25 protein-coding genes and 2 tRNA genes are annotated in these 26,955 nt (G+C 58.8%); 5 read left to right on the plus strand and 22 right to left on the minus strand.

Annotation, left to right across the window (positions count from 1 at the left end):
- Positions 1 to 178: 178 nt before the first annotated feature.
- Both ACGHP1_RS14915 and ACGHP1_RS14920 read right to left on the minus strand, forming a co-directional pair.
- Positions 179 to 1,303 (minus strand): DUF362 domain-containing protein, encoded by a 1,125-nt coding sequence (locus tag ACGHP1_RS14915; RefSeq protein WP_097776767.1) that lies wholly within the window; start codon positions 1,301 to 1,303, stop codon positions 179 to 181.
- A gap of 588 nt (positions 1,304 to 1,891) precedes the next feature.
- A complete protein-coding gene (locus ACGHP1_RS14920) occupies positions 1,892 to 2,752 on the minus strand; it encodes an undecaprenyl-diphosphate phosphatase (RefSeq protein ID WP_275539400.1) in 861 nt (286 codons plus the stop codon).
- Positions 2,753 to 2,975: 223 nt separating this feature from the next.
- Between ACGHP1_RS14920 and ACGHP1_RS14925 the strand changes: the two genes are divergently transcribed.
- The 5 genes from ACGHP1_RS14925 to ACGHP1_RS14945 are packed head-to-tail and all read left to right on the plus strand — an operon-like array spanning position 2,976 to position 6,526.
- Positions 2,976 to 3,389, plus strand: coding sequence for a TrkA family potassium uptake protein (locus ACGHP1_RS14925; protein ID WP_005937093.1), 414 nt, complete (start codon positions 2,976 to 2,978; stop codon positions 3,387 to 3,389).
- 16 nt (positions 3,390 to 3,405) lie between these two features.
- A complete protein-coding gene (locus ACGHP1_RS14930; RefSeq protein ID WP_097774084.1) occupies positions 3,406 to 4,071 on the plus strand; it encodes a TrkA family potassium uptake protein in 666 nt (221 codons plus the stop codon).
- Positions 4,068 to 4,499, plus strand: coding sequence for a hypothetical protein (locus tag ACGHP1_RS14935; protein WP_097774085.1), 432 nt, complete (start codon positions 4,068 to 4,070; stop codon positions 4,497 to 4,499). Before ACGHP1_RS14930 ends, ACGHP1_RS14935 begins: the two co-directional genes overlap by 4 nt.
- Positions 4,496 to 5,848, plus strand: coding sequence for a PH domain-containing protein (locus ACGHP1_RS14940; protein WP_390509790.1), 1,353 nt, complete (start codon positions 4,496 to 4,498; stop codon positions 5,846 to 5,848). The genes ACGHP1_RS14935 and ACGHP1_RS14940 overlap by 4 nt, the downstream gene beginning before the upstream one ends.
- 21 nt (positions 5,849 to 5,869) lie before the next feature.
- Positions 5,870 to 6,526, plus strand: a complete 657-nt coding sequence (locus tag ACGHP1_RS14945; RefSeq protein WP_291227769.1) for an HAD family hydrolase — start codon at positions 5,870 to 5,872, stop codon at positions 6,524 to 6,526.
- Positions 6,527 to 6,885: 359 nt separating this feature from the next.
- On the opposite strand, the gene ACGHP1_RS14950 is transcribed toward ACGHP1_RS14945, so the two are convergent.
- The 20 genes from ACGHP1_RS14950 to rpmH all read right to left on the minus strand — a co-directional run bounded on the left by ACGHP1_RS14950 (position 6,886) and on the right by rpmH (position 26,699).
- The gene (locus ACGHP1_RS14950) at positions 6,886 to 8,208 is read right to left on the minus strand and encodes an ABC transporter substrate-binding protein (RefSeq protein ID WP_097774088.1); all 1,323 of its coding nucleotides are present in this window, start codon (positions 8,206 to 8,208) and stop codon (positions 6,886 to 6,888) included.
- 98 nt (positions 8,209 to 8,306) lie between these two features.
- Positions 8,307 to 9,014, minus strand: coding sequence for an ABC transporter ATP-binding protein (locus ACGHP1_RS14955; protein ID WP_005937160.1), 708 nt, complete (start codon positions 9,012 to 9,014; stop codon positions 8,307 to 8,309).
- Positions 9,007 to 9,756 carry an ABC transporter ATP-binding protein gene (locus ACGHP1_RS14960; protein WP_390509791.1) on the minus strand — a complete coding sequence of 250 codons (750 nt, stop codon included), beginning with the start codon at positions 9,754 to 9,756 and terminating at the stop codon, positions 9,007 to 9,009. Before ACGHP1_RS14960 ends, ACGHP1_RS14955 begins: the two co-directional genes overlap by 8 nt.
- Positions 9,757 to 9,758: 2 nt before the next feature.
- Positions 9,759 to 10,286, minus strand: coding sequence for a branched-chain amino acid ABC transporter permease (locus ACGHP1_RS14965; protein ID WP_390509821.1), 528 nt, complete (start codon positions 10,284 to 10,286; stop codon positions 9,759 to 9,761).
- A 533-nt stretch (positions 10,287 to 10,819) separates the two neighbouring features.
- A tRNA-Glu gene (locus tag ACGHP1_RS14970) sits at positions 10,820 to 10,891 on the minus strand.
- A 92-nt stretch (positions 10,892 to 10,983) separates the two neighbouring features.
- Positions 10,984 to 11,060 (minus strand) — tRNA-Met (locus tag ACGHP1_RS14975).
- Between the two features lie 203 nt (positions 11,061 to 11,263).
- Positions 11,264 to 12,595 (minus strand): serine--tRNA ligase, encoded by a 1,332-nt coding sequence (gene serS / locus ACGHP1_RS14980; protein WP_005937144.1) that lies wholly within the window; start codon positions 12,593 to 12,595, stop codon positions 11,264 to 11,266.
- An 86-nt stretch (positions 12,596 to 12,681) separates the two neighbouring features.
- The gene (locus ACGHP1_RS14985; protein ID WP_390509792.1) at positions 12,682 to 13,551 is read right to left on the minus strand and encodes a ParB/RepB/Spo0J family partition protein; all 870 of its coding nucleotides are present in this window, start codon (positions 13,549 to 13,551) and stop codon (positions 12,682 to 12,684) included.
- Between the two features lie 18 nt (positions 13,552 to 13,569).
- Entirely contained in the window at positions 13,570 to 14,403 is an 834-nt protein-coding gene (locus ACGHP1_RS14990) for a ParA family protein (RefSeq protein WP_044953183.1), read from the minus strand.
- Between the two features lie 591 nt (positions 14,404 to 14,994).
- Entirely contained in the window at positions 14,995 to 15,792 is a 798-nt protein-coding gene (locus ACGHP1_RS14995; protein ID WP_390509793.1) for a ParB/RepB/Spo0J family partition protein, read from the minus strand.
- A gap of 159 nt (positions 15,793 to 15,951) precedes the next feature.
- Positions 15,952 to 16,659 carry a 16S rRNA (guanine(527)-N(7))-methyltransferase RsmG gene (gene rsmG / locus ACGHP1_RS15000; RefSeq protein WP_097781056.1) on the minus strand — a complete coding sequence of 236 codons (708 nt, stop codon included), beginning with the start codon at positions 16,657 to 16,659 and terminating at the stop codon, positions 15,952 to 15,954.
- A gap of 17 nt (positions 16,660 to 16,676) precedes the next feature.
- Positions 16,677 to 17,234 carry a prolyl-tRNA synthetase associated domain-containing protein gene (locus tag ACGHP1_RS15005; protein ID WP_366915192.1) on the minus strand — a complete coding sequence of 186 codons (558 nt, stop codon included), beginning with the start codon at positions 17,232 to 17,234 and terminating at the stop codon, positions 16,677 to 16,679.
- 1 nt (position 17,235) lies between these two features.
- Positions 17,236 to 19,107: a tRNA uridine-5-carboxymethylaminomethyl(34) synthesis enzyme MnmG gene (gene mnmG / locus ACGHP1_RS15010; RefSeq protein ID WP_390509794.1), complete on the minus strand. Its 1,872-nt coding sequence runs from the start codon at positions 19,105 to 19,107 to the stop codon at positions 17,236 to 17,238.
- A 481-nt stretch (positions 19,108 to 19,588) separates the two neighbouring features.
- On the minus strand, positions 19,589 to 20,959 hold the full coding sequence (gene mnmE / locus ACGHP1_RS15015; protein ID WP_390509795.1) for a tRNA uridine-5-carboxymethylaminomethyl(34) synthesis GTPase MnmE: 1,371 nt from the start codon (positions 20,957 to 20,959) through the stop codon (positions 19,589 to 19,591).
- Positions 20,960 to 21,179: 220 nt separating this feature from the next.
- Positions 21,180 to 22,991 carry a 5'-nucleotidase C-terminal domain-containing protein gene (locus ACGHP1_RS15020; RefSeq protein ID WP_243112352.1) on the minus strand — a complete coding sequence of 604 codons (1,812 nt, stop codon included), beginning with the start codon at positions 22,989 to 22,991 and terminating at the stop codon, positions 21,180 to 21,182.
- Positions 22,992 to 23,293: 302 nt separating this feature from the next.
- The gene (gene jag, locus ACGHP1_RS15025; RefSeq protein ID WP_349137349.1) at positions 23,294 to 24,457 is read right to left on the minus strand and encodes an RNA-binding cell elongation regulator Jag/EloR; all 1,164 of its coding nucleotides are present in this window, start codon (positions 24,455 to 24,457) and stop codon (positions 23,294 to 23,296) included.
- A gap of 17 nt (positions 24,458 to 24,474) precedes the next feature.
- Entirely contained in the window at positions 24,475 to 25,536 is a 1,062-nt protein-coding gene (locus tag ACGHP1_RS15030) for a YidC/Oxa1 family membrane protein insertase (protein WP_243139036.1), read from the minus strand.
- A gap of 94 nt (positions 25,537 to 25,630) precedes the next feature.
- Complete coding sequence (gene yidD / locus ACGHP1_RS15035) at positions 25,631 to 25,945, minus strand: membrane protein insertion efficiency factor YidD (protein ID WP_097776785.1); 315 nt, start codon at positions 25,943 to 25,945, stop codon at positions 25,631 to 25,633.
- Positions 25,942 to 26,352, minus strand: a complete 411-nt coding sequence (rnpA, locus tag ACGHP1_RS15040; protein ID WP_044953169.1) for a ribonuclease P protein component — start codon at positions 26,350 to 26,352, stop codon at positions 25,942 to 25,944. The genes yidD and rnpA overlap by 4 nt, the downstream gene beginning before the upstream one ends.
- Positions 26,353 to 26,564: 212 nt before the next feature.
- On the minus strand, positions 26,565 to 26,699 hold the full coding sequence (gene rpmH, locus ACGHP1_RS15045; RefSeq protein ID WP_005924258.1) for a 50S ribosomal protein L34: 135 nt from the start codon (positions 26,697 to 26,699) through the stop codon (positions 26,565 to 26,567).
- Between the last annotated feature and the right edge of the window lie 256 nt (positions 26,700 to 26,955).

Genomic DNA, 26,955 nt, shown 5'->3' on the forward strand with positions numbered 1-26,955 from the left:
GGTGCTTTGTTTTTTATGGGTGCCGGAGAAAGATCAGACCCTCTCAGTCAAAGCCTGACGGCTTTGCCAGCTCCCCCGAAGGGGGAGCTTTTATGTATCTTTCGGTCTGCTGCAATAGAGCTCCCCCTTCGGGGGAGCTGGCTGCGACCAAAGGGAGCAGACTGAGAGGGTTCTGTTTTTATACCTTCTTCAGCACATACTGGCGGGTGCCCATGCCGATCTTTTCGGCCTGCTCCAGCGTGGCCTTCCACTCGATATTGGGGTTGGAATCCTTGAAGTTGTCGTGGTGGCAGTTCCAGCCGGGCTTTGCAAGGTTCTGGCCCAGCTGGCTGTTCGGCAGCGGCTGTGCATTCAGGCAGGCGTCCGCGCAGGCCTGATCCAGCGCCACCGGGTCAAAGGACGCAAAGATGCCGATATCCGGCAGGATGGGAGCATCGTTCTCGCAGTGGCAGTCGCAGTTGGGGCTGATGTCCTGCACCAGAGAAACATGGAAGCAGGGACGGCCTGCGCATACGGCAGCCGCGTACTCGGCCATTTTGCGGTCCAGCATCTCATTGGCGCTGTCGCACTGGGAATAGATAGCGTCAAAGTTGCAGGCACCGATGCAGCGGCCGCAGCCCTTGCACTTGGTCTGATCAATGACGGCCTTGTTGTTTGCATCGTAGGTGATGGCATCGGAGCCGCACTCCTTCGCGCAGCGGTGGCAGCCACGGCACAGACTCTGCTGCACCTCCGGGTGTCCGGCGGCGTGCTGTATCATCTTGCCCGCGCGGGAGCCGCAGCCCATGCCGATGTTCTTGAGAGTACCGCCGAAGCCGGTGGATTCGTGGCCCTTGAAATGGGTCAGGCTGATAAAGATATCTGCGTCCATGATGGCACGGCCGATCTTTGCCGTCTTGCAGTATTCGCCGTTCGGCACCGGCACCTCTGCTTCATCGGTGCCGCGCAGGCCGTCCGCAATGATGACCTGACAGCCGGTGGTCATGGGCCAGAAGCCGTTCAGCTGGGCACAGGTGAGGTGCTCCAGTGCGTTCTTGCGGCTGCCCGGATACAGGGTGTTGCAGTCGGTCAGGAACGGCAGACCGCCCTGCTCCTTGCACAGGTCGGCCACCACCTTGGCGTAGTTGGGGCGCAGGAATGCCAGATTGCCCAGCTCACCGAAATGCATCTTGATGGCAACGAATTTGCCATCCATATCAATATCCTTGATCCCGGCGGCGATGCACACGCGGCGCAGCTTGTCCAGCAGGCTGGTGCCCACAGGACAGCGGAAATCTGTATAATAGACCTTGGATGCTTCCATAGCAGTTTCCTCCATTTTGTTTGCGCGGCACGCTGCCGCATATTCTCTTGTTTTGTAGTATAGCACATCTTTTTGCAAAGAAAAAGTGCTGTCGTAAAGGGCGGCGGGCACACCCTCCACGTCCCACGATCAAAATGGCCTCCGCTGATGCTCTGGCCATATTTAGTGGAACTATCATTTCCTAACGAAAGAAAGCCGGAAATCTGCGGATTTCCGGCTTTCAATTTTCACGGGAAAGAGTCGTAGCGGGCAGCGGCATCTTGCAGCGCTGGCTCCCTGCGGGAGCGTTCGCGCAGCAGAAAATGCACAAGCTTATCCGCACGGCTCGTCGCGCAAGCGACTCAAAATCGGCGGAACACAAAAAATCCTTTAGCGGAGCGGCTTGGATTTTTTGTATGGAGCCCAACAGCTTTGGGGTCACTAGGGGCGAGCAGCCCCTAGTTCGTGCCTCCCGCGCCTCGAAAGTAGCGGGTGCTTTTCTGGTTCTCTTTTGGCACGCAAAAGAGAACATCCCCGGCGGCGATGCATCTTGCAAAAGGCATGAAGCCCGCCCCACACGAATGCGCTCTGTGCGGGAAGCATTCCAAATCAGAAGATTGCCGTCGCAGCCGCCACTGCCAGCACGATGATGCCCAACACGATGCGGTAGGCACCAAAGAACTTGAAATCGTGGCGCTTGACGTAATCCATCAGGAAGCGGATGGCGGCAAGGCTCATGCCAAAGGCCACCACACAGCCCACTGCCAGCACAGCCACCTCGGTGCCGGTCATCACAGAACCGCCGACAACGAACTTGACCACCTTGAGCAGGGATGCGCCCGCCATGACCGGGATGGCCAGATAGAAGGTGAACTCTGCCACACAGGCGCGGGACAGGCCCAGCAGCAGGCCGCCCACGATGGTGGCACCGGAGCGGGAGGTGCCCGGAATGATGGCCAGACACTGCCACAGGCCAATGATGATGGCATCGCGGTAGGTGATCTGCTCCAGCCGGCTCACGTGCGGCGCGGCGCGGCGGTTCTCCACAACAAAGAACAGCGCGCCATACAGAATGAGCATCGCGGCAACCGTGATGTAATTGTAGAAGTGAGCTTCCATCCAGTCGTCCAGCGGGCTGATGATGAGCACCGGGATCGTGGCCGCTACCACCTTGAACCACAGGCTCCACACGCTGGGCTTGGAAATGACTCTGCCCTGCTTCATGCCAAAGGGCCACAGCTTGCCCCAGAACAGCACCACCACGGCCATGATGGCACCCAGCTGGATGACCACACGGAACATGGACATGAACTCTTCGCTTGCGTTGAATTTGATGATCTGTTCCAGCAGGATCATATGACCGGTGGACGAAATGGGAAGCCACTCGGTAATGCCCTCCACAATGCCCATCAGGATGGCTTTGATGATCTCAAAAAACGTAAGTACCCCTCCTTGTGCACAAAGGCACAGCAGCTTATTTTCTTCCAGTATACCATACTATGTCTCTGCACGCACGCAGAATGCGAAAATTTTTACACCCGCCGCCACTTTTGCCCTGCAGGCTGTTACTGCGCTGGGAAATGTGTTATACTGATGCAAAGACCCTTTTCCTTCTATTTTATCCGCAAATCAAAACAGAGTTTAAACACCCTTGGTATTTTTGTTGAACCATTCTACAACGAGGTGAATCTATATGAATATTCTGGTGATCGGCTGCGACCAGGTGGGTGCTTCCCTCATCCGCGATCTGGAACGCATCGGCCATGATATCTCGCTGATCGAAAAGGATCCCGAACAGCTCAAGCGTCTGGATGCCTTTGACGACTACAGCTTTGGCGGCACGGCTCTGGTGGGCGACCCCACCGACCCGGATACCCTGCGGCAGGGCGGCATTGACAGCTGCGATGCCGTGGCCGCTGTGAGCGAGGACGACTCGGTAAACCTGATGGCGGCACAGATCGCAAAAAGCATCTTCCGCCGTGAGAAGGTGATCTGCCGCGTGTCCGACCCGCACCTGCAGGTGCTGTACCACAAGGCTTACGAGATCGACACCATCTGCCCCACGGTGCTCACCGAGCAATCGGTGTTCCGCGCACTGGCAAAGTAAAAAGTGAGGGAAGCATATGAAAGTTTGTATCGCAGGCGGCGGCAAGGTGGGCATGTATCTGGCCCAGAGCCTGCTGGCCCACCGCCACAAAGTGACCATCATTGAACCGCAGGAAATGCTGTGCCGTTCGCTGGCCGATTCGCTGGATATCCCGGTGATCTGCGGCGATGCCATCAGCTTTGACACCATGCGCACGGCCGACGTTGCCAGCTGCGATGCCTTTGTGGCCGTGACCGGTGCGGACGAGAACAACCTTGTGGCCTGCCAGATCGCAAAGCGGGAGTTTGGCGTGAACCGCACTGTGGCCCGGGCCTCCAACCCCAAGAACCGGGAGCTGCTGCACACCTTAGGCGTGGACACCGTAGTGTGCGGCACCGACAACCTGAGCCACATCCTTGAGCGCGAGATCGAGACGGATACCATCCGCCAGCTGCTCTCGCTGGGCGGCGGCACTGCCAGCCTGAACGAAATTTTGCTGCCGGAGAACTTCAAGTTTGCAGGGCAGGCGGTCAAGGACATCCCCATGCCGGGCGACGTCATTCTGGTGTGCATCACCCGCGATGCGGAGTTCATCATCCCCCACGGCAATACCACCTTACTGCCGTGGGACCGCATCCTATGCCTGACGCAGGATGACACCCTGCACCTGCTGATGGATGCCTGGGGCCTTTCCGGCAAATGACCGAACGTGACCTGCTGCGCACGGCGCTGATCATCCCGCCCAAGGGCCGGGCCGTGCTGTGCGTCTGGGCCGCTGTTCCCGGCGTGTTCTGCGCGCCTTTTGTGTTCTGGCAGAGCCTGTTTGCCGGGTGTATTTTCTGTGCCCTGTGGGCGTGCCTTGTGTTCGCCGCGTGGGCAAGAGCCTGCAGCTTTACCGCAGTGCTCACCGCCCGGAACACTGCCGTGCGGGCCGGTATCGCCGTTCCCATCACACGGCAGCTTCCCCGCCGGGCCGTGACTGGCGTGTGGACCCTGCGCACGCCGCTTCTGTGGCTGGCCGGGTGCAGCGTGCTGGTGGTGCACGGCCCGGGCGTACAGCTGTTCCTGCCGGGCGTGGATGCCCTGCAGGCGCAGGCCCTTGCCGCTGTGCTGATGGAGGAAACGCCATGACCGAACGCGGCTTCCACCCATTTGCGGTGCTGCATTTTCTGCGCAAGACCATCCTGCTGTATCTGCTGCCGCTTTTACAGGTGCTGTTTGCCCGCAACTGGGCGGCGCTGCGTACGGCTCTGGTGCAGGGCGCGGCGCTGCTGACAGTGCTTGCCGCTGTGAGCGCCGCCGTGCTGCACGCAGGCCGCTGGCGGGTGGATGCACAGGGAACCCTGCGGGTGCGCTGGCGGCTGGGCGTGCGGCTGGACCGCTGCCTGAAAGCCAGCCAGCTGGCAGCGCTCACCATCGAGCGGCCCCTGCTCTACCGGCTGGCCGGTGCCAGCCGGGTGGTGCTGTACCCTGCCGGGCAGAAGCGCACCCTGACCCTGCTTTTGAGCGCGCAGAACGCACAGTTTTTAGCTGACCGCATGATGCCGCGCCGGGATGCTGTGGCCCACACCCCGCGCGGCGGCGAAAAGCTGGCCTTTGCGGTGCTGGGTGCCAACGGCCTTTCCACCCTTGCTTTGCTGGCGCTGGCCATCAAACAGAGCAGGCCCTATGCGCCGGATGCCCAGACGGCGGCCTTTGCCCACCTGAACCGCATTGCGGCGTGGGCGGCGCGTTGGCTGCCCATGGGCACAGCATGGCTGCTGGTGCTGGGCGGCGTGCTGTTCTGCGCAAGCCTTGCGCGCAGTGCGGCCCATGCGGCCCATTATACCGTGTGGCGCACCGAGAGTCACCTTGGCAGCAGGGGCGGCTTTGTGCACCGGTATGAGATACGCCTTGCGCTGGAACATCTGAGCTATGCGGACCTGCGCCGCTCGCCTGCCACATGGGCGCTGGGCAGCTGCCCGGTGTTCGTTACAGCAGGCAGCTGCCAGCCGGAGATCCCGTTGCTGGTCTGGCGGGAGGACGGCCCTTTTCTACAGGAGCTGCTGCCCGGCTTTGCCCTGCCGCCAAAAGCCCCGGTGGACACCGCAGGCCGCAGCATCCCGGCGTTTTTTCTGCCTGCCGGCATCCCCTGCGGGCTGTGCCTGCTGCTGACAGCGGTATCCCGCTACACCCTGCCTGCGCTTACGGTGCCGCTGCTGGTGGTCACTGCTGTGTTTGCCGCCCTGCTGGTGGGTGCGTACAACGGCTGGCGCAAAGAGGGCATCTGGCTGCAAAACGGCCGCCTGACCCTGCGCTGGCAGCACGGCTTCCATCTGCACGACATCTGCGTGCTCTGCCCTGTTCCGGCCCTGACGGCCCTGCAGTCGCCATGGGCCGCGGCGGTGCACCGCACGAACCTCACCCTCACCTTTCCGGGCGGGGTGAAGTGCAGGGTGCGCAGCGTAAAGTGCAGCGAATTGCCTTTTTTGCTTTTCTGAAACTGTAAGGAGTCTTTTTCTGTGATAAAAACTGTATTATTCGATCTGGACGGCACCCTTCTGAACACCATCGACGACCTTGCCGATGCAGGCAACTGGGTGTGTGCACAACACGGCTGGCCCACCTTTACGGTGGAACAGTTCAAGCACATGGTGGGCAACGGCATCCCGAAGCTGGTGGAGCGCTTCTCGCCGGAAAATGCCCGCACGCCGGAGCAGCTGGCGGCCACGCTGGCCGAGTTCACCGCCCGGTACGACGCCCACAAGGAGGACAAGACGGCCCCCTATCCCGGCATCCCGGAGCTGCTGGACGAGCTGCGGGCACAGGGTGTTCAGTGCGCAGTGTTCTCCAACAAGGCCGACCCGCTCTGCGGCAAGATCATCGCCCACTATTTCGGCACAGGCCGCTTTGCCGCTGTGCGCGGCAACAGGCCCGGCGTGCCCACCAAACCGGACCCCGCCGGGCTGTATGCGCTGATGGACGAGATCGGTGCAGACCGCTCTGCCACCCTTTTTGTGGGCGACAGCGATGTAGACATCCTCACCGGACACAATGCCGGGCTGCCCGCCATGGGCGCGCTGTGGGGCTTCCGGGGCCGCGCAGAACTGACCGCTGCCGGTGCGGATGCACTGGCAGCGGTACCGGAGGATATTTTTACCTATATCCAGAAGGGTTGACGATTTAGAATGCCCTCCGTTTTACTCTGGGCATGTTTAGCGGAAAATTTATTTTTATTTGCAGCTCAGAAAAATCTGCGGATTTTTCTGAGCTGCTTTTTCACGGGGTAGGGTCGTGGCGGGAAGCGGCATCTGCTGCTGTCGGCCTGCGGCCGTCGCGCAGCGACTTCTGATTGGCGGAACCCCAAAAAGAGGTTAAGAGATCTTCACGCCGAACAGGCGGGAATCTCCAGCTTTTTGGGGTGGAGCTTACATCATCAGCCTGCCCTACTCGAATACGCTCTGCACAGGAAACAATGCGCAAAAAGGCGAGCCGCCCATTGGGCGGCTCGCCTGCTGTGTTCTTTGGGGTAACTTTATCAGCCCAGAGTGACTTCCTGGATCTTGGAGGAAGCGAACTCGAAGGGCCAGACAGTCTTCCACTCCTGATCCTGCACCTGTGCGATTGCAACAGAAGCGTAGGTGTTGTCACGGTAGTGCTTTGCGCCGCCGATCTCGTACTCGGGAGCGAACTCGATCTTGGAGTAGGGCAGAACGATCTTGCGGCCGCCCTCGAATGCACCGTCGATGGACAGCTCTGCCAGAGCGTCGCGGACGGCAGCACCGTCGGTGGAGCCAGCCTTCTCGATGGCGGTCTTGAACAGCCACACAACGGTGTAGGACTCAGCAGAGTGGCCGTTCATGTTGACATTGTAGACCTTCTTGAAGTCCTCGTTGATCTCCACGCCGTTGGTCAGGTCGGGGTTGAACTCGACAACAGAAGCCACGCCGTTTGCGGATGCGCCCAGGTTCGGGATGAAGGAAGGATCGGTGAAGCCGTTTGCCTTGGCAACGATCATCTTGGGCTTGTAGTTCTGCTCCTTCAGGGTCTGGACGAACAGAGTAGCGTCGCCGATGTAAGAGTCGCACAGAATGGCATCGGGATCAGCCTGCTTCAGGGCCAGGACCTGAGAGGACAGGTCGGTAGCGTTGGAGCTGTAGTCCACTTCGGCCACAACATCCAGACCGTAATCGGGTGCGAACAGGTTGACGCAGCGGATCAGCTCCTGACCGATGGCAGCCTTATCGGTGAAGATGGCGACCTTCTTGATCTCGTTGCCGGTCTGCTCCTTGGAGTCCTGCAGATACTTCAGCATATCTTCCACGTAGACGGAGTTCAGCGGGCACAGACGGAAGAAGTAATCGTAGTCCTTGTGGTCCTCGTCGGTCAGACGGTCCAGCGTGGAGATAGCGGTGATCATGGGGATGCCGTACTGCTGGCAGACCTGAGCCACGACCTCGGTAACAACGGACATATGGCAGCCCATGATGACGTTGACACCTTCCTGGGTGATCAGGCGCTCTGCCTCAGACTTACCGGTGGCTGCGTCGCCTGCGTGGTCACCGCGGACAACTTCCAGCATCTGACCGTTCACGCCGCCTGCCTTGTTGATCTCGTCCACTGCAAAATCGATGCCGCGCAGGATGTTCTCGCCGATGGCTGCGTTGCCGCCGGACATTGCGTAGATGGTGCCGATCTTGATGGTATCACCGCTGGCTGCTGCAGTGCTGCCGGATGCTGCGGTGCTGGTAGATGCTGCAGTGCTGGTGGAAGCGGAAGAGCCGCCGCAGGCGGTCAGAGCAGCTGCGCTGCCCAGAACAGCGGATGCCTTCAGGAAGCTTCTACGAGAGATCTTTTTCATAATTGTCCTCCATTCTGTTTGTAAAAAACAGCTTGTTAATCCGAGATGCCCCGCCGCACCGTGTGAAGTAGTGCCCGCCGGACATCCAGTTTCCAAAATCAGATGCCGAGGTACGCCTTCTTGACGTGCTCGTTTGCCGAAAGCTCGGCGGCGGTGCCTTCCAGTGCCACGCGGCCATTCTCAATAACATAGCCGCGGTCAGCCGCTGCAAGGGCTTTGGTGATATCCTGCTCCACCAGCAGCACCGAGATGCCGTCATTCTTCACCATGGTCTTGGCCACTTCCAGAATGTCGTCCACGATGTTGGGGGCAAGGCCCAGACTGGGCTCGTCCAGGATCAGCAGCTTGGGCATACCGATCAGCGCACGGGCCACGGCCACCATCTGCTGCTCGCCGCCGGACAGGGTGCCGGCAGCCTGCTTTGCGCGCTCGCGCAGCTTGGGGAACCAGTTATAGCACTTTTCCAGATTTTCTGCAAAATGCGCCTTGGTCTCCTTATTGAATGCACCCAGCTCCAGATTTTCCAGCACGGTCATCTCGGTAAAGAGCTGACGGCCTTCCGGCACCTGCACGATGCCGCTGTCCAGAATAACGCGGGAGCTTTTGCCGGAGAGGTCCTCCCCGTTGAACTCCACCTTGCCGGAGCTGGCCTTGACCATGCCTGTGATGGTGCGCACCATGGTGGTCTTACCGGCACCGTTGGAGCCAAGGATGGCAACGATCTCGCCATCCTTCACCTCAAAGCCGATGTCCCACAGGATGTTCACAGAGCCGTAACCGGCGTTCAGACCTTCAACTTTAAGCACTTGCGCCCTCCTTTTTGGTGCCCAGGTACACCTCCATGACGTAAGGATCGTTCATGACCTGCTCGGGCGTGCCCTCAGCGATCTTTTCGCCGTGGTGAAGGACGATGACCTTCTCGCACAGGCTCACGACCGCCTTCATGATGTGCTCGATGAGCAGGATGGTGACACCGGACTCGTTGATCTTGCGGATCAGCTGGATGGCCTCTTCGGTCTCAGCCGGGTTCAAGCCTGCCATGTTCTCGTCCAGAAACAGCACTTCGGGCTTGGTGGCCAGAGCGCGGGCCATCTCCAGACGCTTCTGGTCCGGCGTGCCCATGTCCTTGGAGATCACATGACGCTTTTCGTACAGGCCGGTGAAGTGCAGCACCTCCATGGCGCGCTCCTTGGCCTCTTTTTCGCTCTTTGCACCGGCGTGGCCGAAGTAGGCGGCGGCGGTGACGTTATCCAGAACGCTCAGGTTCTTCAGAGGTTTCATGATCTGGAAGGTGCGGGCGATCTTCATGTTGGTGTACTCATACGCCTTTTTGTTGGTGATGTCCTCACCATTGTAGAAGATCTTGCCTTCGGTGGGCGGGTAGTAGCCGCAGATCATGTTGAAGGTGGTGGATTTACCAGCACCGTTGGGGCCGATCATGCCGGTGATGGAGCCTTTCTCCACCGAGAAAGAAACATCATGCACGGCGGTCAGACCCTTGAACCGCTTGGTCAGGCTCTGGACTTCAATAATAGGCTTTTCTGCCATGATTACTTCCCTCCCTTGTCTGCCATCAGCTCATACTCTTCCAGCACGTCCAGAGACGGCTTTTTGAGGATCTTTTCATCGATGAAGGTCTTGACCTTCGAGTTCATGTACCAGCCCAGAATACCGGACGGACGGAAGCGGATGACCACGATCAGCACGATGGCATACATCAGCATGTTGATGCCGGGCAGGATGGCGGCAAAGTTTGCACGCAGCAGCTCGCTCAGCGGGATCATGATGAGGCCGCCGATCAGCGGGCCTTCGATGTAGGCAGCGCCGCCCACGACTGCCGGCAGCACGATCTCAGTGGACTTGGACTGGATCATAATATCGGGGTCGATGTAGCGGATGTAGCTGACGTAGAAGAAGCCGACCAGACCGGCAATGATGGCCGAAATGACGACCGCGATCACCTTGTACTTGGTGGGGTTGATGCCGATGGCGGCGGCAGCGTCCTCATCCTCGCGGATGGTGCGCAGCGCAAAGCCCAGCTTGGAGCGGCGTTCGCATTCCGCTGACCACGGCTCCAGCTTCGCTTCCCTGTACTCCCCTTTTTGTCGCTATGCGACATCTTCCCCCGACCGGGGGAAGTCTTTGCTCGCTGGCGGCGGTCAGCTCAGCTGCAATTCCCGTACGGGTCAAATTAAAAATCCCCCGAGCGAATGCAGCGGCAGCTACCACATTAGACATTCCTACAGGATGGGACTTGCAACAACGACGACCGCGGCCAGTGGCCGATGCAGGGAGGAGTTGTTGGGGCAGCGGCCAGCAAGACGCAAGTGCCGCCCAAGGCACGCGCGGATGCTGGGAGCCGCAACCCGGAGCACTAAAAAAGAGCCCACTGGGCTCTTTTTTGCCGCCTGCGGGCGGCCGTGTTCCTTCGATTCCTCGTACGGGTTGCATGAAACAGCTACCACATTAGACGTTCCTAGTCGTTGGGACCCGCGCACTAAGCAACAGCCCACTGGGCTGATTGCTTACCCTGCTGCGCAGGGCCGTGCTGTTCGATTCCCGTACGGGTCAAATTAAAAACGCCCTTGCGCAATGCGCAAAGGCGTTTTTATGACCCGTACGGGAATCGAACCCATGTTACAGCCGTGAAAGGGCCGTGTCTTAACCGCTTGACCAACGGGCCTTAGAAATACAGAGCTTCGCTAAAACCTCCGACTTCCATCGTCCACTACTGCAGACGACCGTCCCCCTAACCTTAGCGAAACTCTGTAAAAGTGGTAGCGGTAACTGGATTTGAACCGGTGACACTTCGGGTATGAACCGAATGCTCTAGCCAACTGAGCTATACCGCCACATATTGTTTGTGCACTTGAACAGTGCTCTATTATTATACCCACAGATACCCCTTTTGTCAACACATATTTTTAAAAAAATCATATTTTTTCGTGTCGTCCAAAATACAAACGGAGATACGTAAAAATCCCGCTTTCCATTGAATAGAAAGCGGGATTTTTCAACCATTTATCCGAGCCTTGTGGAAAAGCCGGTCAATTCTTCAGCCCTTCTTGTGGGTGGGGACCATGACCTTCAGGCCGCCCATATACGGCTGCAGCACTTCGGGGATGGTCACGGTGCCGTCGGCCTGCAGATGGTTCTCCAGGAAGGCGATCAGCATACGCGGAGGTGCCACGCAGGTGTTGTTCAGGGTGTGGGCCAGATAGGTCTTGCCGTCCTTGCCCTTCACGCGGATGTGCAGGCGGCGTGCCTGTGCATCGCCCAGGTTGGAGCAGGAGCAGACCTCGAAGTACTTCTGCTGGCGGGGGCTCCATGCTTCGATATCGCAGCTCTTCACCTTCAGGTCGGCCAGGTCGCCGGAGCAGCAGTTCAGCTGACGCACCGGGATCTCCATGCTGCGGAACAGCTCCACAGAGTTCTTCCACAGCTTCTCGTACCAGTCAGCGCTCTCGTCGGGGCGGCAGACCACGATCATTTCCTGCTTCTCGAACTGATGGATGCGGTAAATGCCGCGCTCCTCGATGCCGTGAGCGCCCTTTTCCTTGCGGAAGCAGGGGCTGTAGGAGGTCAGGGTCAGGGGCAGAGTGGCCTCGTCCAGAGTCTGGTCGATGAAGCGGCCGATCATGGTGTGCTCGCTGGTGCCGATCAGGTACAGGTCCTCACCCTCGATCTTGTACATCATAGCATCCATTTCCGGGAAGGACATGACACCCTGCACCACGTTGCCGTGCATCATGAAGGGAGGGATCACATAGGTGAAGCCCTTGTTGATCATAAAGTCGCGGGCATAGGCCAGCACAGCCTCGTGCAGGCGGGCGATGTTGCCCAGCAGATAGTAGAAACCGTTGCCGGCCACGCGGCCTGCAGCGTCCATATCGATGCCGTCGAAGCTCTCCATGATCTCGGTGTGGTACGGAATGGGGAAATCGGGCACCACAGGCTCACCAAAGCGCTGTGCTTCCACGTTGTAGGTATCATCCGGGCCGATGGGCACGCTGGGATCGATCATCTGCGGAATGGTGTACATGATCTCCTGAATGCGTGCGGACAGGGTCTCTTCTTCCTTTTCCAGCTCAGCCATCTTGTCGGCGTCGGCCTTGACGGCGGCATTGTTGGCATCGATCTGAGCCTGCAGCTCAGCCTTCTGTGCCTCATCGGTGCACTTCTTCAGCTGGCCGAACAGGGGGCCGTTGGCCTTGCTCAGCTTGTTGCGGGCAGCCTTGAGGGCTTCCACTTCCTTCAGGCATGCGCGGTACTTGGCATCCTTCTCGATGACCTCGTCCACCAGCGGGAGCTTTGCATCCTGAAACTTCTTCTTGATGTTTTCCTTGACAGCGTCCGGGTTTTCACGGACAAATTTGATATCAAGCATGATTGACTCTCCTTGCTCTATTTCGGTTCGCACAGAAGATCCCCTCCCCTGTGCCGTTCAAAGACGGTCGCCCGCCTTGGATCGCTTTATTCTTCGTTCTGGTACTGTCCCAGCAGGTTGGCAAAGGCCCGCAGCTGTTCATCGGAATAGAAATGCACGGTCAGCCTGCCCTTGCCGTCGTGGTAGGCCACGTTCACCTCGCTGCCCAGCACCTGCTTGAGGCTTTCTTCCACCTCCACCGGCAGAATGCCCCGCGGCTTGGGTTCTCTGGGCTCCTTTGCGGGCTTTGCCAGCTTTTTGCACAGCGCCTCGGCTTGACGCACGTTCAGCTGGTTGTCTGCGATGATCTGCGCCGCCTGCTCCTGCAGCTCCGGCGTGGGCAGGCTCAGGATCACCTTTGCGTGGCCGATATTGATAAAGCCGCTTTTCAGCAGTTCCAGCACGTTTTCCGGCAGGTTCAGCAGGCGCAGGCTGTTGGCCAGTGCGCTGCGGCTCTTGCCCAGCTTCTGTGCCGCCTGCTCCTGCGTCAGGCCGCAGCGGGTCATCAGCTCCCGGATGCCGGTTGCTTCTTCCACCGGGTCCAGATCCTCGCGCTGCAGATTTTCCACCAGAGCCAGCTCCATGGCCTGCTCGTCGCTGACTTCCTTAATGACCACCGGCACATCGTTCAGCCCTGCCATGCGGCAGGCACGCCAGCGGCGCTCACCTGCCACGATGCTGTAGCCGCCGCGCGGGCGCGGACGCACCGCGATGGGCTGCAGCAGACCATGCTCTGCAATGCTGGCCGCCAGTTCGCCCAGCGCCTGTTCGTCAAAGGTCTTGCGCGGCTGTTCCGGGTCCGGTTCGATCTCACGCAGGGGCAAGGTGTCTACCTTTGCACCGGACTCAAAAACCGGGGCGGCATCTTCAAACAGACTGTCCAGCCCGCGGCCAAGTCCTCCTTTTCCTCTTGCCATTCATGTTCCCCCTGAGGTTTAATCTTCCAGAGCATTTTTCGTCTGCTCTGCGACGGGTGCACTTTTGCGGCGGGCCTTTTTGGGCTCGTGCGGGCGGTTGTTCTTGACAAATTCGATTGCCAGATCCATGTACGCTTCGCTGCCCTTGCCCTTGGGTTCATAGAAATTGATGGGCTGGCCGTAGCTGGGCGCCTCCGAAATGCGGATGGAGCGCGGGATGGTGGTCTTGTACACCTTGGAGCCGAAATACTTCTGCACCTGCTCCACCACCTGCACGGTCAGGTTATACCGCAGCGAGAACATGGTGAACACCACGCCCTCGATATCCAGATACGGATTGTACTTTTTGCGAATGGTCTTTAAGGTGCTGATCAGCTCCGAAAGACCCTCCAGCGCGTAATACTCACACTGCACCGGAATGAGAACGCTGTCGCAGGCACTCAGGCCGTTCAGGGTGAGCAGGTCCAGACTGGGCGGACAATCGATAAAGATGAAGTCATAGTCCTTCTGCACCTCGGCCAGCGCCTTGCGCAGGCGGCTCTCACGAGCGGGCAGGTCGATCATTTCCAGACTGGCACCGGCCAGACGGGTGTTGGAGCCGATGACATCGGTGCGGTACTCGGTCTTACGGATGGCCTCGGAGGCCCGCGCTTCACCGATCAGGATCTCGTAGGTTCCCTTTTCCACGCTGCGCTTCGGGATGCCGTAGCCGGTGGTGGTATTGCCCTGCGGATCAAGGTCTACGATGAGCACCCGCTTGCCCAGCGCCGCAACGCAGGACGACAGGTTGACGGCGGTGGTGGTTTTGCCAACGCCGCCCTTCTGGTTCGCAATTGCTACAATTTTTGCCACGCACAATTCTTCCTTCCGGGAAAATTTAATTGTTCCATGTGGAACATTCGCAGTCATGCCCGCCGGTTTCCCGTCCATACAGGCACCTTAACACCTAGTATAGCACATCCAAATCGGTTTTTGAACCATCTGAAGCGTTTTTCCGCTGGATTTTTAACTTTTAGAGGTGGGAAAATCAAAAACTGCACGGTTTTGGGAGCCGAATCAACGATTTGGAATGCGCGCCGGGAAGCTGGCTAGCCCTCTCAGTCAAGCCCTGTCGGGCTTGCCAGCTCTCCCAAAGGGAGAGCCCTTGGCATAACGGCAAAGTTTCCGGGCAAACCGCAAAGCTTGCGGTTTCGCCAGAGCCTCTCCCTTTGGGAGAGGTGTCACCGCAGGTGACGGAGAGGGTTCACGCCGTGAGAAACTCCCCCAGTCATCTCGCTTTGCTCGATGCCAGCCCCCTCTGGGATGGGGCCCTTGACATGGCGGGAAAGCTGCCGGATAAATTGCAAAGTTTCCGGCACGCCAGAGGCTCCCTCTCCGAGGGAGCTGGAAAAACCGTCAGGTTTTGACTGAGGGAGTTCGTCCCCTGTTCCACATGGAACAATTTTACCGTTCGGCGGCGGTGGTTGGGATGCGCACCGTATATTCGATATACCCATCCTTCTCCTCCCGGTGGGCAGTGGCGGGCACACCATTATCGGTCATCAGACGGATGGCATGGTCGATGGTGTTCACAAAAATACGCACATCCTTGACCATCGAGATGCGGTGCCTGCCTTTTGCGGGGGTGTTGAGCAGCTGTTCAATGTAGAGGTCAGTCTGGCGGGCGTTCATGCGGCGCTTGGCAATGTTGATCAATGCTTCACTGCGGCGGTTCTCCGGCAAACGCAGCACCGCCCGGGCATGGCGCTCCGTGAGGTTGTTGTCCAGCACGAACTGCCGCTGATCGGCGTTCAGCTGCAAAAGCCGCAGTTTATTGGCAAGGGTAGGCTGCGCCATGCCCAGACGTTTGGCGGCCTCGGCCTGGGTGCAGTCCCACAGCACCATCACATCCTTTAAGCCCTGCGCCTGCTCAAAGGGGTTCAAATCGGCCCGCTGGATGTTTTCCAGCAGACCGAGCGCGGCGGTGCGCTCATCGTCGTAATCACAGAGGATGGCAGGGATGGTGTTCATTTTAGCAAGGCGGCAGGCACGGAGCCGCCGCTCCCCGGCTACCAGTTCGTAGCCTCCATCCGACACTTTTCGCACCGAGATGGGCTGCAGCAGACCATTTTCTCGGATGCTCTGGGCCAGCGCAGCCAGCTCCTGCTCGCTGAACTCCCGCCGTGCCTGAAACGGTGACGGCCTGATCTGATCGATGGGCAGGAAATAAATCTTGCCCGCCTGCTTTTTGCGTTCAAACATGGATACACGGCTCCTTTCGCGTGGTGGATGGGTTTTGTTTTTCACATTTTCCCGGGAAAGCGTGGAAAACTCAGGCTTCAGGCACAGTGTATCACACAAATAAAAACCCTGCCAGAAGTTTCGTTCGGCAGGGTTTTACAAAATTCTATCGATATTTCGTTATTTCAACGGGCTTTTCGCAATTTTTCCGCCGTTTCTGGGGTAGGCTGTCGGAGTCTGCGAAATCTTTTTGCACAGGATCAGGGTGCGGGTGTCGCCGCCCGGAAGGTGCAGAGTGCGGGTCTCTTTGTACTCGCCGCCCAGCTTTTTGATGGCACCGCGCGCTGCGGCCAGTTCTTCCTCACCGGAAGAGCCCTTCATGGCAAGGAAGTTTCCCCCTACCTTTACCAGCGGCAGGCAGTATTCGGCCAGCATGGGCAGCGCAGCCACAGCCCGGGCAGATGCCAGATCAAACTGTTCACGCCACGCCTTGCGGGCGGCTTCCTCGGCGCGCTCCTTTGCAAACTCCACGCCGGTCAAACCCAGCTGGGCACAGGCGTACTTCAAAAACTCCACCCGCTTGCCGGTGGGCTCCATCAGGGTCAACTCCAGTTCCGGCTTGTAGATTTTGGTCACGATGCCCGGGAAGCCTGCGCCTGCGCCCACATCCACCATGCGGCCCGCCACTTCCGGCTGGCTGGCAAACAGCAGGCTGTCGAGGAAGTGCTTATCCTCGATCCCCTCGGGGTCGGTGATAGCGGTCAGGTTGACCTTCTGGTTGTAGTCCACCAGAATTTCGGCAAAGGCATCCAGCTGGTCCAGCTGGGTGCCGGTGAGAGTGATGTTCCATGTGGAACATTTTGCTTCCAGACGCTGTTTGTCGATCATGGGTGTTGTCCTTTCTTTCATTCACCGGTCAGCTGGACGAAAATCGGCTCGTGGTGCACGGCAGGCAGGAAAGTTTCCAGCACATCTGCCGTTCGCAGCTTGAGTGAGGAGGTGTTGATGCAGGGGTGGCAGCCGAGGTACTCTCCTGCCTTTATGTCCTCATCCATCAGCAGCTGCACCTTATTTTCAGCATCATTGGCAAGGCCCATAATGGAGGAGGAGCCGGGCGTGCAGTCCAGATACTGCTCCATATCCTCGGGCGAGGCAAAGCTCAGGCGGGCAATGCCAAGCTGATGGGAAAGCTCTTTGGTTTTGAAGGGCTTGTCCCCGGGCATCATGAGCAGATAGAAGTTCGTCTTCTGCCGGTTGCACAGGAACAGGTTCTTGCACACGGTGGCATTCAGACAGGCATCGATCACATGGCAGTCCTCCATGGTATCGGCCTTCATCCAGCCGTGGTCGGTGCGCCAGAATTGGATGCCCAGCTTGTCCAGCAGGTCATAGGTACGGATCTCTTTTTCCAGCCGCCCGGTGCAGTCGGCAGGACGGCCCTCGTAAAGCTTCAGTTCTTCCATTTTATTTTCCTCTCGCTGCCAGTGCAATGCTCAGCTGCGCCACATCGGAGGGCGATACGCCCGGGATGCGGCCCGCCTGACCGAGGTTCTTCGGCCGGATGCGGGCCAGCTTTTCGCGGGCTTCCAGCGTCAGGCCGGCCAGATCCGCATATTCAAAGTCGTCCGGGATCAGGGTCTTTTCATGCCGGGCCACGTCCCGGATCATCCGGTCCTGCCGGGCAATGTAGCCTGCATACTTGATCTCGGTCTCCAGCCGTTCGGCCAGCATGGGGGTGATCTCCTCGCCCCAGCCGATGACACCGGCCAGCAGCGGATAGCTGATCTCCGGGCGGCGCAGCAGCTCTTCCGCAATGCCGCCCTCGGCAGCAGGGGCAAGACCGGCCGCTTCCATGGCGGTGCGCAGGTCGGCGGTGCGCAGATGCGTCTCGTGCAGGCGGCGGCGCTCCGCTTCCAGAATGCTCTGGGTGTGCTGGTACTTGGCCCAGCGGTCATCCTGCACAAGGCCGTATTCCCTGCCGATGGGGGTCAGTCGCTGGTCGGCGTTGTCCTGACGCAGGGTCAGGCGGTACTCGCTGCGGCTGGTCATCATGCGGTAGGGGTCCATGACCCCTTTGGTGACCAGATCATCTACCAGTGTGCCCAGATAGCTGGTGTGGCGCGGCAGAATGAGCTGCTCTTTGCCCAGCGCATTGCGGGCGGCGTTCAGTCCGGCCAGCAGGCCCTGGGCGGCGGCTTCCTCGTAGCCGGAGGTGCCGTTGAACTGACCCGCACCGTACAGTCCCCGCACCATCTTGCTTTCCAGCGTGGCTTCCAGACTGGTGGGGTCCACGCAGTCGTACTCGATGGCGTAGGCCGGGCGCATGATCTCAATGTTCTCAAACCCTTTGATGCTGCGGTAGAAGGCATTCTGCACATCCTCCGGCAGGCTGCTGGAGGCACCCTGCAGATACATCTCTTCGGTGTTCTCGCCGCAGGGCTCCACAAAGATGGGGTGGCGGTCCTTGCCCGCAAAGCGCACCACCTTGTCCTCGATGGAGGGGCAGTAGCGCGGGCCAACGCCCTCGATCATGCCGCCATAGAGCGGGCTGCGCTGGATGTTATCCAGAATGATCCTGTGGGTCTCGGGGTTGGTATAGGCGATCCAGCACTCCACCTTGTTGTGCATGGGTGCATCGGTCATAAAGCTGAAGGGCTGCAGCTCATTGTCCGGGTCGCCGGGCTGGCATTCCAGCTTGGAAAAATCGATGCTGCGGCGGTGCACCCGGGCAGGGGTGCCGGTCTTGAACCGGCGCAGCGGCAGCCCGGCAGCCTTCAGGCTGTCGGTCAGGGCGTTAGCGGCGTGCATCCCGTCCGGGCCAGAGGCGTACCACGCATCGCCCACAAAAATTTTGCCGCCTAGATTCGTGCCGGTGGCAATGACCACGCATTTGGCGCTGTATTCCCCGTTCAGCTGGGTCACAACGCCCTTCACACGGCCGTTCTCGGTCTCGATGCTCACAACCTCAGCCTGATGGATGGCAAGGCCGGGCGTGAGTTCCAATGCATGCTTCATATATTCATGGTAGCGCTTGCGGTCGGTCTGCACACGCAGGGCGTGCACCGCCGGGCCTTTGCCCTTGTTGAGCATCCGGCTCTGCAGATAGGTGGCATCTGCAGCAAGGCCCATCACGCCGCCAAGCGCATCTAATTCACGTACCAGCGTACCTTTTGCCGTGCCGCCAATGCTGGGGTTGCAGGGCATGTTGCCAATGGCATCCAGACTCATGGTAAACACGGCCGTTCTCGCGCCCAGCGTTGCGGCGGCGTGAGCTGCCTCGATGCCAGCGTGGCCGGCACCGATGACGATAACGTCATAATCTCCTAAGTGGTTCATATACTTTCGGGTTTCCTCTAACAAATGATTTAAAATGCCCTCCGTTTCACTCTGGGCATGTTCAGCGGAAATATATTTTTTAAATTTGTAAATCCGAAAAGCCTGCGGGCTTTTCGAATTTACTTTTTCACGGGAAAGGGTCGTAACAGGAAACGGCATATTGCTGCTGTCAGCCTGCAGCTGTCGCGCAGCAGATAACGCATAAACTTGTCCGTATGGCTCGTCGCGCAAGCGACTACAAATCGGCGTAACACAAAAAATCCTCTAGCGGAGCGACTTGGATTTTTTGTATGGAGCCCATCTCCTTTGGGATTATTAAGGGCGAGTAGCCCTTAATTCGTGCCTCCCGCGCCTCGAAAGTAGCGGGTGCTTTTCTGGTTCTCTTTTGGCACGCAAAAGAGAACATACCCGGCGGCGATGCATTTTGCAAAAGGCATCAAACTTTAAACACGCGACCACGCTTCGCGCGGGAAGCTCTTCGTCACTTTCCCACGCAGAAACGTTCAAACACCTGTTCGATCACAGCTTCCGAGGCGTTCTCACCGGTCAGGTCGCACAGGGCGGCCAGTGCGTCGTCCACGCAGACGGAAACGGCATCCAGCCCAAAGTCGCCTGCGGCAGCATCCAGTGCACCGGCCACAGCGTCCCGTGCACGCAGTGCGGCGGAAAGCTGACGCTGGCCGGACAGACTGGCGGCATGGGGGTCGATCTGGCTGGTACCCAGCAGGCGGGCCACCGCAGCGGAGATCACCTTGCGGCTCTCCTCCTCCTGACAGCACACCGGCAGCACCATGGCAAAGCAGGGCGCTATGAACTCTGCGTCAAATTGCGTTGGTTTATCCTCTTTGTTGATAAGTGCAATGGCTGGACGGCCTGTGCAACGCTGTGCAAGCTCCAGATCTTCCCGCGTGGGCGGCTCAGAGCCATCGAACACAGCCAGGATCAGGCCTGCCTCCTCCAGCTTTTTCCAGCTGCGGCGGATGCCCTCGGCTTCAATGGCATCTTCGGTCTCGCGCAGACCGGCGGTATCGAACAGATTCAGCTGGATATCCCCCAGCTGTACCGCCTGCTCCACCACGTCACGGGTGGTGCCAGCCACCGGCGTGACGATGGCCCTGTCGAACCCGGCCAGCAGGTTGAGCAGTGTGGATTTGCCCGCATTTGGTCTGCCCACAATGGCGCAGTCCACACCTTCGCGCAGGACGGTATCCGCCTGATAATTATGGATCAACTCGTCCAGCTCTGCCTTTACCCCACTCAGTACGCGGTGCAGATGGTCACCGTCCAGCTCCGGCACATCCTCTTCGGGAAAATCCACCCATGCGGCAAGGTGAGCCTGAATGGCGGTAAGCGCTTCCTTCTGGGCACTGATCTTCTTTGCCAGCGCACCGCCCAGCGCGGCATTGGCCAGCGCGGCACCCTGACGGCCATCCGCCGAGATCAGATCCATCACCGCTTCGGCCTGCGTCAGACCCAGCTTGCCGTTCAGGAACGCGCGGCGGGTGTACTCGCCGGGCGCGGCAGGCTGCGCACCGGCAGCAAGACAGGCTTCCACCAGACGGCGGGCCACGGCGCTGCCGCCATGGCAGGAAAGCTCCACCACGTCCTCGCCGGTATAGCTGTGGGGCGCGCGGAAAAACAGGGCCACCCCCTCATCAAAGGCTTCGTCCCCTTCCCGGAATGTGCCGTACATGGCGGTGTAGCCTTTGGCATCCTCCACCTTTTTTGCGGCGTTGGCCGGGCGGAACACCCGGGCTGCTATGGGATAGCTCTCCGCACCGGAGAGCCGCACGACGGCAATGCCGCCTGCGCCCGGCGCTGTTGCAATGGCTGCAATGGTCGTTTCCTGCATGGTTTTTTCTGGCTTCCTTTCCGCGCCCGGTTTGGCCGCTTGCTCCCATCTGCCCACAGCAGCGAGACCAATACAGTTTCATTGTACCACGAAATGCTGCGGAATGGTACTGTTTTTTCAACCAATTCCCGGGAAACGGTTGAAAATCCGCCCGTTTCTCACACAAAAAAGGGGCTTTCCGTCCCAACACGGAAAGCCCCTTTTTACAGGAAACTGTTTTTTAGAACTTGGCGATATCCGCCGTGGTGATGGCCTTGCCAGGCAGCGTGCGTGCATCGGCATTCTCATTCAGGGCCAGCTTGCCCTCGCGCAGCAGCTGCACAGCCTTCTGGTGATCGGCGGCCTTCCAGTTGTTGCCCACGATCTTCCAGTTGTTGTTCACGTGCGGCTCGATGGTACCGCCCTTCACGGTGCGGATGTACTCGCCCAGCAGCTCGCGGATGCCGCCCACGTCGCCGCGCACATCGATCTCCAGCAGCTTGGGCAGCTCTTCGCCCGGCAGGAAGATGTCCGCAGCCGTCAGCAGCTGGGTGGTGGCGCGGTAGTTGTTCACTGCCACCACAAAGGTGTCGGTGTCCTTCACGGCCTTGCCGTTCGGCCACTTGAGGTTCTTGATGCGGTGGCCCGGCTCCTTGGAGATGTCCAGCTCGTAGCTGACGCCCTCAAAAGCATCGTACAGGTAGTAGCGCACCGAGGGGTCAAAGGCGATGGTCACTTCATCCGGCTTCCATGTCTTGAAGAAGGCAGCAGACCACTCCATGAAGCGGCGCAGCTGCTCGCCGGTCATCTGCAGCTTGTACAGGGTGTTCTGGTAGGTGTAGATGCTGGCCATATCGCACTTGCGGATGGTGCCCGCGCGCATCTGGGAGGTCATGGAGGTCAGGGCGGTAGCAGAGACCTGCGCACCGGTGTAGTACATCTGCACTTCGTTGATGAAGTCCAGCAGCGCGGTATCCTGCACCATGGCCTGCGGCAGGCAGTCGATCTCGTTTTCGGGGGCCAGATCGCCGCCCTTCAGCTCGCCAATGGGGGTAACAGCGTCTTCCTTGGCGCGGGTGTCGTAGGAGGCCAGCAAAGCGGTCAGCTCCGGATCGGGCTCGTACTCCTTGATCTGCAGGTTTTCAGAGGTGCGGTTCACGACCTTCCACTTGCCGTCCAGCTGGCGCTCCAGATAGACGTGGATCTCGGACAGGGTGGCACCGGCGTTCTTGTTCTCCACCACCAGCACGTTGTTGATCATCATGTTGGGGATGCTCCTGTGGCCGTGGCCGCCCACGATGACGTCGAACTCCGGGCAGGCATTGGCCAGATCGGTAACGCCGGAGCCGTACACACCGTACTCGTTCTCGGTATCCATGTGCATGACGCCGATCAGAACATCCACCTGATCCTTGATCTTATCGATGATTTTGCGGCTCTCGTCCACAGGGTTAGTGACCTTCCAGCCCTCCAGATTCTTGGCATCCCAGCGGATGATGTTGGGGGTGACCATGCCAATGACACCGATCTTGACGGTGCCCTTCTTGATGATGGTGTAGCCATCGGCCAGCGGGGTGCCGTCCGGTGCGTAAACGTTGCCGGTGAGCACCTTGGCCTTCTGCTGTCCCATGACCTTTTTCAGCACATCCATGCCGTAGTTGTACTCATGGTTGCCGGTGGTCCAGATATCATAGCCGATGGCATTCATGGCAGCGACCATGGGATGCAGGTCATCGTTCAGGAACAGCTCTGCGGAGTTGGCCTGAATGGTATCGCCTGCATCCACCACCAGCGTGTTCCGGGTGCGGCACTGCTTGATGGCAGTCGCCTGCTGGGCCACACTGCCGGAAGCATCTGCCTTGTTGGCGGCGTAGTCCCATGGATCGAATTTGCCGTGGGTATCGCTGGTAGCAAGGATCTGCAGATCCATGCTCCACAGAGACTTGATGTCACAGGCGGCTGCAGAGGGTGCCATGCAGCTGGCGGCTGCGATGGTTGCGGATGCCCCTGCACCACGCAGGAAGCTGCGGCGGGAGATCTTGTTCTGAGCCATAGTTGAATACCTCTCTTTTCATCATTCTGTCTGTTCTTCACGAACAGAACGCTCTTGACTACAGTATAAATTCTCGACCAATTGTTTTACAATTGCCATTTAAGAGAAAGATTTCGGCAAAAAACAGGCAGTTTCTCCAAATTTTGAGAAGAATGACTTTTTTATGCTCAGTATACCGCAACAGCTGCCCGACCCGAAACCAGCTTGGCGTTAGATTTTGGTAAAATCCTTTTTGCGTGAAAAAAGGTCTCCGGAAAATCCGCAGATTTTCCGGAGACCCTGATTTCAAAAGTAGTTCCGTATTACAGCTCGATTTTGCCAAAGCTGAAATTGGCAAAATCATCCACCCGCTCGGTGCGCTTGGGTGCTACCGGTGCTGCATTCTCGGCATCACGGGGTGCATAGGTACGCTCCGGCACGCCGGAAGGCCGCGGGCCGCGGGGTGCACCATTGCGGCTGCCACGGTAACCGCCGCGGTTTCCATTGTGGTCGCCATGCTCAGAACGGTTCCCGCCGCGATAACCGCCATTGCGGCTGCCGCCGGGACGACGGCCATTGCCGCGTCCGCCACGGGGACGGCGCTCGCCATAGGTGTTCTCGGTCTGTGCATCGGGTGCGGTGGAGTAGATGACCACACGGCGGTCACGGCCTTCGCCCTTGCTCTCGCTGCGCACGCCCTCCATCTTGCTGATGGCAGAGTGGATGATACGGCGCTCGTAGGGGTTCATGGGTTCCATGGCAAAGCTGCGGCCGGTCTTGCGCACCTTGGCACCAATGCGCTGTGCCAGTGCGGTCAGGTCGCTCTCGCGCTTATCGCGGTAGCCGGCCACATCCAGACCCAGCTTGATGTAATCGCCCTCCAGACGGTTTGCCACAAGGCTTGCCAGATAGGAAAGGCTCTCCATGGTCTCGCCGCGGCGGCCGATGAGGGCACCCAGCTTTTCACCGTCCAGACGGATGATGGTAGCTTCGCCCTTCTGCACAGCGCTGAAGGTGACATTCTCCACGCCCATCAGGGCAATGACCTCACGCAGGTAGTCCACAGCAGCCTTGATCTTAGCGTTCTCTTCGATCACGATGGGGACTTCCGGCTCCTCTTCCTCGGCAGCGGGCTGCTCTGCAGCAGCTTCTGCAGCGGGGGCAGCAGGCTCTTCGGCCTTTGCTTCCGGCTGTGCTGCCGCAGCAGCAGGCTCCTCTGCCACGGGAGCGGCCTTGACAGCCTCCTGCACGGGAGTCTTTTTCTCAACAACAGGCTCAGCGGGTGCTGCAGCCGGAGCATCCGGCTCCTCCACGCTCACGCACACCTTAGCGGGGGTGAGCTTCAGGCCCAGAAAACCAGTCTTCTGGGGCATTTCCAGCACTTCGCAGCTGACATTCAGATCATCGGCCTGCACGCCCAGCAGAGCGCAGGCTTTTGCGCGGGCTTCATCGACCGTTTTGCCGGTCGCTTCCTGCTTACGGATCATAACCGTTCATCCTCCTCTTATTCTTTATCCTGCTTGTTCAGCTCGCTCAGCGGCACGGTACGCTCGTCCTTGTAGCGCTCCTCGTCCAGCTGGCGGGCATACTCCAGACGGCGCTTGTTCATCTCGCTGGCAGAAATGTTCTTTTCCGTGGTCTTGCCGGTCTTGGGATCGGTGACCTTGACGGTAGTGTTCTTCACACCGCGTTTTTCCTGCTTTTTCTTTTCTGCGATCTGCGCTTCGATCTCCTTGCGCATCTTATCGGGGTCGTACACCTTGCGCATGACCTGAGTCTGCACGGTCATCACGATGTTGGAAATGACGTAGTACAGAGAGAATGCCAGAGGATAGGTGAAGCAGAAGAACAGGTACATCAGCGGCATCATATACATGGTCAGCTTCATGCTGCCCTGCATCTGCTGGCCGCTGGCCTTCATGCTGATATGGGTGGACAGGAGCATGGTGATGACCGACAGCAGCGGCAGCACGATGTCCAGAGAAAGGCCCAGCTTGGGGATGCGGGTCAGGTCGATGCCGAGGAAGTTCATGTGCTGGCTGAACTCGGTAATGGTAGCGATCTGCTCGGCGCTGAAGCAGCCCAGCACACCGCCGTTGCCAGCAACCACCTGTGCGATGATGTTGGTATCGCGGGTGATGGCGGTAAAGGCGACGCCGGAGGCGGTCAGGGCCTCACCGGCGGCGGTCAGAGCCGCAGCACTGATGTGGAAGATGCGCTCCAGCGGATTGTACACGACACCGATAACGCCGAACATGACAAGGAAGTTCAACAGCATGGGCACGCAGCCTGCGGTGGGGTTATAGCCGTAGTCCTGCTGCAGCTTGAGCATTTCTTCCTGCTGCTTTTCGGGCTTGTCCTTGTACTTGGTCTGGATCTCCATCATCATGGGCTGGAAGGCCGACATTTTAGCCATGCTCTTCTGCTGGCTCAGCTGCAGAGGGATCTTGACGATGTTGATGAGCAGCGTGAAGATGATGATGTCCCAGCCGTAGCTCGGGAGCAGCTTGTAGATCCACTCCATGACATAGCCGAGAGGACCGCTCAGGATGTAAAAGAAGTTCATACCTTTGTCCATTCTGCCCCGTCTGTGGCACGGGACTTGTTATTTTTATCGTAGGACACGCTGCCCACAGTGCACCGCGTCACAAGAAGCATATTTACTTTTCCACCTTTTGCTTGTGCCGTGTGGAAAACAGCTTTGCGGGCTGCAGCCGGCGGGCAGGGTTCTGCCATCTTCCCTGCTCCGGCACCGGGTCAAAGCCCCATTTGCCGAAGGGATTGCACCGGGCGATGCGCCATGCCCCCAGCAGGATGCCCTTTACGCACCCATGGGTCATGATGGCCTGCATGGTGTAGTTGCTGCAGCTGGGCGTAAAACGGCAGCTGCGGCCGATCCATGGGCTGAGAGTGTACTGGTAGGCCCGGATGGGCACGCACAGCGCGCGGCGGCAGATGTACTGCAGGCGGTTCATGCGTCCGGCTTTTCCGCCTGTGCCCTGCGTGCCGGGGGCACGGTGGCAGGGGGCGGCGCATCCGGCCGTTTGGCCTTATCCGGCAGACCGGCCTGTGCAAACAGCTTTGCCACAACGCTGCTCAGCTGCCAGCTCTTCAGCCGCGGGGTCATACCACGGGCTACAAAGATCAGATCATAGCCGCCGATGTTGTAGTCCAGATGCTCGTCGATGGCCGCCTTCATCACGCGGCGGGCGCGGTTGCGCTGCACGGCGTGGCCGATCTTTTTGGTAGCGGTCAGACCCACGCGGGTCTTTTTGCTGCGGGTCTTGAGCACATACATCACAAGACCGGGGTTCACATAGGATTTGCCGCGGGCATACACTCTGCCAAACTCGCTGTTGCGGCGGATGGGACGATAGCGCATGATTCCGCGCCTCCTTTCTGTGGCTGAGAACACGCCCCGAAGGGTGCATTCTTCAGCCAGTATATCAAAAATTTTTCGACTTTGAAAGCCCATGCGGGCATTTTTACGAAAATTCTTTCAATTTTCAAAAAAAATAAGACCGCTAATCCAATATCAGCGGTCTTTTGTGCGCATATTCATTTCTGCGCCGGATCCCGTCATAAAAGGCCGGATCAGACAGTCAGGCTCTTGCGGCCCTTTGCACGGCGAGCATTGATGACCTTACGGCCGTTCTTGGTGCTCATGCGGGTCAGAAAGCCATGAACTTCCTTGCGCTGACGCTTCTTGGGCTGAAAAGTTCTCTTCATGGTTGTATCCTCCGTAAAAACTTATCCCCGGTATGGGGTCTGATGTGGTCCCAGATTGGGGACAGGCTTGCAATTCAACAGTATATCGCATAGTATGGCGTTCTGTCAAGCATTTTTTTCGCTTTCCTTCAAACTTTTTTGTGAAAAGATTTTCAACTTTTTCACCATTCTGCCGTGGAAAACTCTTTTGCCACAAGATATTGTGGCCCTGTTTTGCCCATGCCACAACGGCCGTGCAGGGGCTTTTTTTATGTAT

Origin of the sequence: Faecalibacterium sp. i21-0019-B1 (assembly GCF_042852915.1) — a bacterium.
Classification (GTDB): Bacteria; Bacillota; Clostridia; order Oscillospirales; family Ruminococcaceae; genus Faecalibacterium; species Faecalibacterium taiwanense.